The sequence below is a fragment of the Intrasporangium calvum genome (assembly GCF_028446585.1).
Lineage (GTDB): Bacteria > Actinomycetota > Actinomycetes > Actinomycetales > Dermatophilaceae > Intrasporangium > Intrasporangium calvum_A.
The window spans coordinates 20,719-27,179 of the sequence record NZ_JAPFQL010000078.1 but is presented as its reverse complement, the minus strand read 5'-3'; the positions used below and the strand labels follow the sequence as shown (position 1 = coordinate 27,179).

The 6,461-nt window shown below is 73.3% G+C and carries 5 protein-coding genes; 3 read left to right on the top strand and 2 right to left on the bottom strand.

Translation table 11 applies throughout. The annotated features are described in order from the left end of the window. The 3 genes from OO014_RS15545 to OO014_RS15535 form a co-directional block, all read left to right on the top strand. On the top strand, positions 1–542 hold a 542-nt coding region (locus OO014_RS15545), incomplete at its 5' end, for a LysR substrate-binding domain-containing protein (protein ID WP_272463235.1). Between the two features lie 35 nt (positions 543–577). Further along, positions 578–1,153 (top strand): peroxidase-related enzyme, encoded by a 576-nt coding sequence (locus OO014_RS15540; protein WP_272463234.1) that lies wholly within the window; start codon positions 578–580, stop codon positions 1,151–1,153. A gap of 97 nt (positions 1,154–1,250) precedes the next feature. Further along, positions 1,251–2,777 carry a gamma-glutamyltransferase gene (locus OO014_RS15535; protein ID WP_272463233.1) on the top strand — a complete coding sequence of 509 codons (1,527 nt, stop codon included), beginning with the start codon at positions 1,251–1,253 and terminating at the stop codon, positions 2,775–2,777. 56 nt (positions 2,778–2,833) lie between these two features. Here the strand turns inward: OO014_RS15535 and OO014_RS15530 are convergent, their stop codons facing one another. Beyond that, the gene (locus OO014_RS15530; protein ID WP_272463232.1) at positions 2,834–5,260 is read right to left on the bottom strand and encodes a ComEC/Rec2 family competence protein; all 2,427 of its coding nucleotides are present in this window, start codon (positions 5,258–5,260) and stop codon (positions 2,834–2,836) included. After that, a complete protein-coding gene (locus OO014_RS15525) occupies positions 5,257–6,339 on the bottom strand; it encodes a helix-hairpin-helix domain-containing protein (RefSeq protein WP_272463231.1) in 1,083 nt (360 codons plus the stop codon). The genes OO014_RS15530 and OO014_RS15525 overlap by 4 nt, the downstream gene beginning before the upstream one ends. Positions 6,340–6,461: the final 122 nt, after the last annotated feature.

Sequence of the window (6,461 nt, the reverse complement as noted above, 5' to 3'; positions counted from 1 at the left end):
TCGCTGCCCTGCGCAACGGTGACTGCGACGTGGCCGTCGCCTTCGCCTACGAGGGCGCCGACCTCGGCGTCCTCGAGGAGGACCTCTCCCTCCTCGAGACGCACCACCTGCTCGATGACGAGGTCCGCGTCGTCGTGCCCAAGTCGAATCCGCTCGCGGACCGGGCGAGCGTCTCGCTGTCCGACTTCGCCGACGAGGAGTGGATCGCCGGCTGCCCGCGCTGTCGGGGTCATCTCGTCTCCCTGGCCGACCACGAGGGCTTCCGGCCCAACGTCGCCTTCGAGATCGAGGACTACGTCGCCCAGATCGGTCTCGTCACCGCGGGCCTCGGGGTGGCGCTGGTGCCCGACCTCATCCTCAACGCCGCGAAGCACGAGGAGGTGGCCACCCTGTCCCTCTCCCCCGTCTCCCGGCGCCAGATCCTCGCGGTCACGACCTCTGACCTCCAGCGGGTCCCCGCCGTCGCCGCGGCCCTGCGCGCTCTCGGCGAGGCGGCCGGCGCCGAGGTGGACGTGCCCGAGCCCGCGCTCTCCCCAGCCTGAGCGCGCCAGCCGACCCAGCGGCATACAGTGCCGTCATGTCCGATGACGCACGCATCTCGTTCCTGCCCGTGCCCGGTCCCGACGACGTCCCGGAGGGCGTCACACAGCTGTGGGCCAAGGCCGAGGAGGCCTTCGGCTTCGTGCCCAACGTCTTCCGGGCCCAGGCAGTCAACGGCGACCAGTTCCTCGCCTGGTGGAACTACTTCAACCTCCTCGTCAACAAGGAGGGGCACTTGAGCAACGCCGACCGCGAGCTGCTCGCCGTCGTCGTCTCCAACGTCAACCGCTGCACCTACTGCGTCGTCTCCCACGGGGCCGCGCTGCGCACCTACACGGAGGACGAGCGCACGTCAGACCTCGTGGCGATCAACTGGCGCCAAGCGGACCTGCCGAAGCGGGAGGCGGCGATGGCGGCCTACGCCGAGAAGCTGACGCTACGGCCCGCGGAGGTCGTCGAGGCTGACCTCGAGCCGCTGCGTGCCGTCGGTCTCGACGACCACCAGATCATGGAGCTCGTCCAGGTCGTCGGGATGTTCAACCTGACCAACCGCGTGTCCTCCGCACTCGGGTTCGTGCCCAACGCGGAGTACCACTCGCAGGGCCGCTCCTGACGATGCGCCGTATGCCGCTGGGCTAGGTTCCGCAGCTCCGGCGCGTTGGGCGCGTGGAACGTCATCGTCGCGGGCTCTGCTTCGGCACAATGAGCCAATGACGAAGGTCGCGGTCGCAGCGCCGAGCTCCGCAGCACTCGAAGCCGGCCTCGCGGTCGTCGCCGACGGCGGCAATGCCGTGGACGCTGCGGTTGCGGCGTCGATCGCGGCGATGTGCACCGAGCCGGGCATCGTCAGCCTCATGGGCGGCGCCTACGTCAACATCTGGCCGGCAGACGGTTCCCCCGTCGTCATCGACGGGAACGTCGAGATGCCCGGTCGGGGCGCGGACGCCAGCCGCTTCGGTCAGGGCATCCGCCTCGTGGCGACGCAGTACGGCGGCGGGATCACGATCGGTGCAGGTCACGGATCGGTCGCGAACTCCGGTGCGGTGCAGGCGCTCTCGCGAGCGGTCGAGATGCACGGGCAGGTCCCCTGGTCGGTCGCGGTCGAGCCGTCGGAGCGCATCTGCCGCGAAGGCTTCGCCGTCGGCGCCAGCTCCGCCTTCTATCTGGGCATCGTCCGCGAGACCCTCTTCGGTGCCGACCCGGAAGCTCACGCCATGGTGACCGGCCCGGACGGGCACGCCCTGCGCGCCGGTGAGGTGGTCAAGAACAGCGACCTCGCCGACATCCTCGAGCTGCTCGCCGCCCAGGGGCCGTCGTTGTTCACCTCCGGGGCCGTGGGGCGGGTCCTCGTCGAGGAGATGGAGCGGCACGGCGGGCTCCTCACCCGCGACGACCTGCTCGCCTACGAGGCGGTGGAGCGGCAGCCCACGATGCGTCGGCTCGGTGACTGGACCGTCGCCCTCAACCCGCCGCCCTCGGTGGGCGGCCCGATGCTCGCCGTCATGCTCCACGAGCTGGCCGCGCGTGGGCCGGCCTGGTCATGGACCGACATCATCGACATCCAGCGGCAGGTCCTGTCCTACCGCCTGTCCGTGCACGACCGTTCCCCCGACCTGCTCGCCGACGGCCATGCCCTGCTCGAGGCGGTCGAACGCCACGGGCTGGCGGGCCTGCCGACCTCCGCGTCGACGGCGCACGTCTCGGCCGCCGACTCCGATGGCACGGCCTGCTCGATCACCATGTCGTCGGGCTACGGTGCGGGAGTTGCCATCCCCGGCACGGGCATTCTGCTCAACAACGCCCTCGGTGAGCCGGAGCTCAACCGCCGCGGACTCCACGCCCTCATGCCGGGGACCCGGCTCGCCTCGAACATGGCGCCGACCACCGCGCGGCACGATGCCGGTGGCTGCCTCGCCATCGGCTCGCCCGGGGCCGACCGGATCACGACGGCCCTGCTCCAGGTGCTCGGCCCGGCCCTCCTGCGCGGCGTGGACATCGAGGAGGCCATCGAGGCTCCGCGTCTGCACGTGCGGTTCCGCGAGGACGGCGAGCCGGCCGTGGAGCACGAGCGGCACCCCGCCATCGCGGCCGCGACCGAGGCTCGGGGGCTGGCCCGCTACGAGTACCCCTCCCGACACATGTACTTCGGTGGCGTCGGCGCGGCGCAGCTGGACGGTCAGGAGCTCTTCGCCGCGGCCGACTCCCGCCGCGAGGGCGCCGTCGGCGTCGCCTCCTGAGACGGCCGCATTTCCGGTGGCCGCCGGCGCGTCCTGAACCGAGGTCGGGCCACCCTCTAGTCTCGAGTCCGCACACCCAGCCGACCCTGGCCGTCGACGACGACAGCGACGTCCCCCTGCAGGTCGGTGCGGAACACGTCGAACCCCTTGCGCCCCAAGGCATCGAGCAGGGCCGGTGCGGGATGACCGTAGTCGTTGTCCTCCCCGACACTGATCACGGCGACTCGTCCCGTCACCAGGTCGAGCAGCGCGTCATCGCGGTTGCTCGACCCATGATGCGCGACCTTGAGCACGTCGATCTCGCCCCATCGCTCAGGGTGCAGGCGTGCGGCGCGGACGACCTGGGCCGCAGCCTCGCGCTCCATGTCCCCGGAGAGGAGCAGTCCCACCCCGCGGACGTCGACAGTGAGGACGACGGAGCCGTTGTTGGCGACCGAGCCGTCGCTGATCGGGTGTCCGGGCCACCAGACCTCGGCTCGCACGGCCCCTACGCGCACCGTGTCTCCGGCGCGCAGCGCGCCGACCGGGATGTGGGCTGCCGAGGCCATCCGGAGCACGTCGCGCGCCATCATCTCGGGCTCCGCGACGGGCGAGACGCGGAGCTCCGTCACCTCCCACCCCTCGAGGACCCCGGCCAGGCCAGCCACGTGGTCGGCGTGGAAGTGGCTGAGGACGACCAGCTCGACGACTCGAACGCCCAGCCGGTCGAGGCAGTCGTCGATGAGCTGCGGGTCCTCCCCGGTGTCGACGATGATGGCGCGATCATCGTCGGGTGAGGTTCCACTGTTGACGACGAGACCGTCTCCCTGCCCCACGTCGCAGGCGACGAACACCCACCCCGGCGGGGGCCACGCAGCGACGCTGGTCGGCAGGGTGGCCGCGACAACGACGAGGACGACGGAACCAGCGATCAGCGGCCGGAGCCGCGCGGAGCGCCCGGCCCACGGGGCGAAGAGGATGCCTGCTGCGGTCACGACCGCAAGGCCCACGGCAGCGAGCGCGGAGTCGCCCCACTCGATGCTCCCCAGCGGCAGCTCGGCACAGGTTCGCGCCACCCGGGCGATGCCCTCAGCGGGGACGCCGGCGAACCACGCCAGCCACGCAGCGCCCGGCACCCAGATGACGGAGAGGGCGGCCACCCCGACACCGGCGATGGTCGTCGGTGCGACGAGCGGAGCCGCGAGGAGGTTGGCAGGCACGGCAACGAGGGACACGGTGCCCTGGAGCGGCACGACGATCGGGCCGCAGACGGCCTGAGCCGCCAGGGGCACGGCGAGAACGGGCCCGAACCAGCGCAGCCGGATCGGCAGTCCCCGGGCGATGACCCTCCCCCACGGCTGGGCGAAGAGGAGCAGTCCCAACGTGGCCACGGCCGACAGGGCGAAGCCGTAGGACCGCGCGAGCCACGGGTCCCAGACGAGCAGGGCGATGACCGCCGCCGAGAGGGCCGGCACACCGGCCTGCCGCCGCGAGGTCGACAGGGCCAGCAGCCCGACCGCCCCCATGACGGCGGCCCGGATCACGCTGGGCTCCGGTCGCGCCAGGATCACGAAGCCCACCAGCACTGCGAGCGCCACCCAGGGCCGGCCCCGGCGTGGCACTCCGAGCAGGCGACAGAGGCCAAGGCCGACGCCGAGCACCAGGGTGACGTTGCTCCCCGAGACGGCGCTCAGGTGGCTCATGCCGGTGTCGAGCATCGCCTGGGTGAGATCCGGCGGCGTGCGGCTCGTGTCGCCGATGACGAGGGCCGGAACGAGGCCGCGGGCGTCGGCGCCCAGGCCCTCGGTGGCGGCGCGGAAGTCGGCCCGCACGGACTCCGCCGCCAGGAAGACGGGTCCGGGCTGACCGGTCAGGGCGGGTGGCCCCTTGGGGCGCGCCAGGGCGACGACGTCGTCACCCGGGTCGGCCGGCGACAGCCGCACCACGGCCTCGACATCGTCCTGCCACCGGGCCCCGGACCAGGCCTGGTCGGCCATGACGAGCAGCGGGGCCTCGATGCTCGTCGCCTGGCCGCGACCGACGACCTCCCGAACGTCGATGCGCACCAGCACCGTCGGGCCGCGCCGAGCCTCCTCCTGCCCCGATGACGCCACCGCTGGACCACCCACGACGAGCGGCTCCTTGCCCACCGTGCCGCGCACCGTCACCACGGCCCGCGCCTCGGCCAGCTCACCGAGGGGGCCGACGTCGCGCACCGCACGCTGGCCGGCGGCGGCCAGCAGCACGAGTGCGAGCACGGACAGCGTCAGCGCCGTCAGGCGCAGGCCCGTTGACCGGACGCGGCGCACCAGGACGACCGCGCCCAGCAGGGACAGCCCGGCCCCCGACCAGACCCACGCGAGCGGCACCACGAGACCGACGAAGGCCACGACCGGCCACGCGACGAGCACCGGCACGAGCAGCCGGGCGTCGAGCCGGCGGGGCACGCGAACGACCTCGTCGAGGCGCTCCGGCCGACGAGCCCGTTCTGCTGAGCGCCTCACACCGTCACCTTCGGCCGCAGCTGGCTGAGCATCTTGTCGCCGATCCCGCTGACCTCGCCCAGCTCCTCGACCGAGCTGAACCGGCCGTGCTCGGTGCGCCAGTCGACGATCCGCTGCGCGAGGACGGGGCCGACGCCCGGCAGCGTGTCGAGCGCGGCGAGGTCCGCCGTGTTGAGGTTGACCGGACCGGCGCCCGCCCCGCCACCGGCAGCACCGCCCCCGGCGGCCGGGGCCCCGAGCACTGATCCCTGCCCCGCAACCGGCACCGGCTCCCCCGGTCGGGGGACGAAGACCTGCTCCCCGTCGACGACGAGCCGAGCCAGGTTGAGCGCGGCGAGGTCCGCACCGCGGCTCGCCCCACCCGCTGCCTCCAGGGCATCCGCGACCCGGGCGCCGCCCCGCAGCCGGACCAGGCCGGGTCGCTTGACCTGCCCGACGACGTGGACGACGACCTCCGCTCGGGCGTCGGTCGACCCGATCCCGCCGGCAGTACCCGGTGGCAACGAGGCTGCGCCGGAGGGCTGGCCCGCGGCCGGAGTCGACTGCGACGCGACAGCGGGATCGCCCGACCCCACCTGGCCCTCGCCGGGGTCGACGCGGACGGCGTGGTCCGCGGCCAGCCGGGCCTCCGCAGCACGCTCCGCCCAGAGGACCCGCACGGCGAAGGCGCAACCCAACGCGACGACCAGTGCCAGCACGGCGACGATCGCGCTGCTCGGCACCGCGACTCGACCCGACCTGATGGATGCCGGCACCGTCAGCAGGCCCGGTCTCCTGGCCCGGCGCAGCGCCGCCTCGAGGTGCTCCGCGGACCGCCCTCTCGCGCCGCTGTCGTCAGCCCCGAGATCGACCAGCTCGCCGAGAGCCCCGAGGGAATCCGGATCCGGCTGCGGGTGCGCACCCTTCGGCGCGCGGGGGCTCTGCTGCTCCGCGCCAGGGGCGGGAGCGGTCCCGGCCGGCCGGCGCGGCACCCAGCCACCGCCTGGCGTCGCGGGCACTCCCCGCTCCGCCACCCGACCGCCCAGGACCTGGACCACGCGCTCGAGGTCAGGGCTCGTCGGGACTCGGCTCAGCGGCATACGGGGAAAGTAGGCGGGCCAGCCTCGCCAGGAGCGTGCGCCGGGACCGCCCTGTGGACGGCCCGCTCTCGCGAAAGGGGATGTGGACGGCCACTCCCCGAGATCCTCGCCCCCCGATTGGG

Coding starts and splice junctions, on each gene's coding strand:
- OO014_RS15540 (WP_272463234.1), top strand. CDS start 578: ATGTCCGATGACGCACGCATCTCGTTCCTGCCCGTGCCCGGTCCCGAC.
- OO014_RS15535 (WP_272463233.1), top strand. CDS start 1,251: ATGACGAAGGTCGCGGTCGCAGCGCCGAGCTCCGCAGCACTCGAAGCC.
- OO014_RS15525 (WP_272463231.1), bottom strand. CDS start 6,339: ATGCCGCTGAGCCGAGTCCCGACGAGCCCTGACCTCGAGCGCGTGGTC.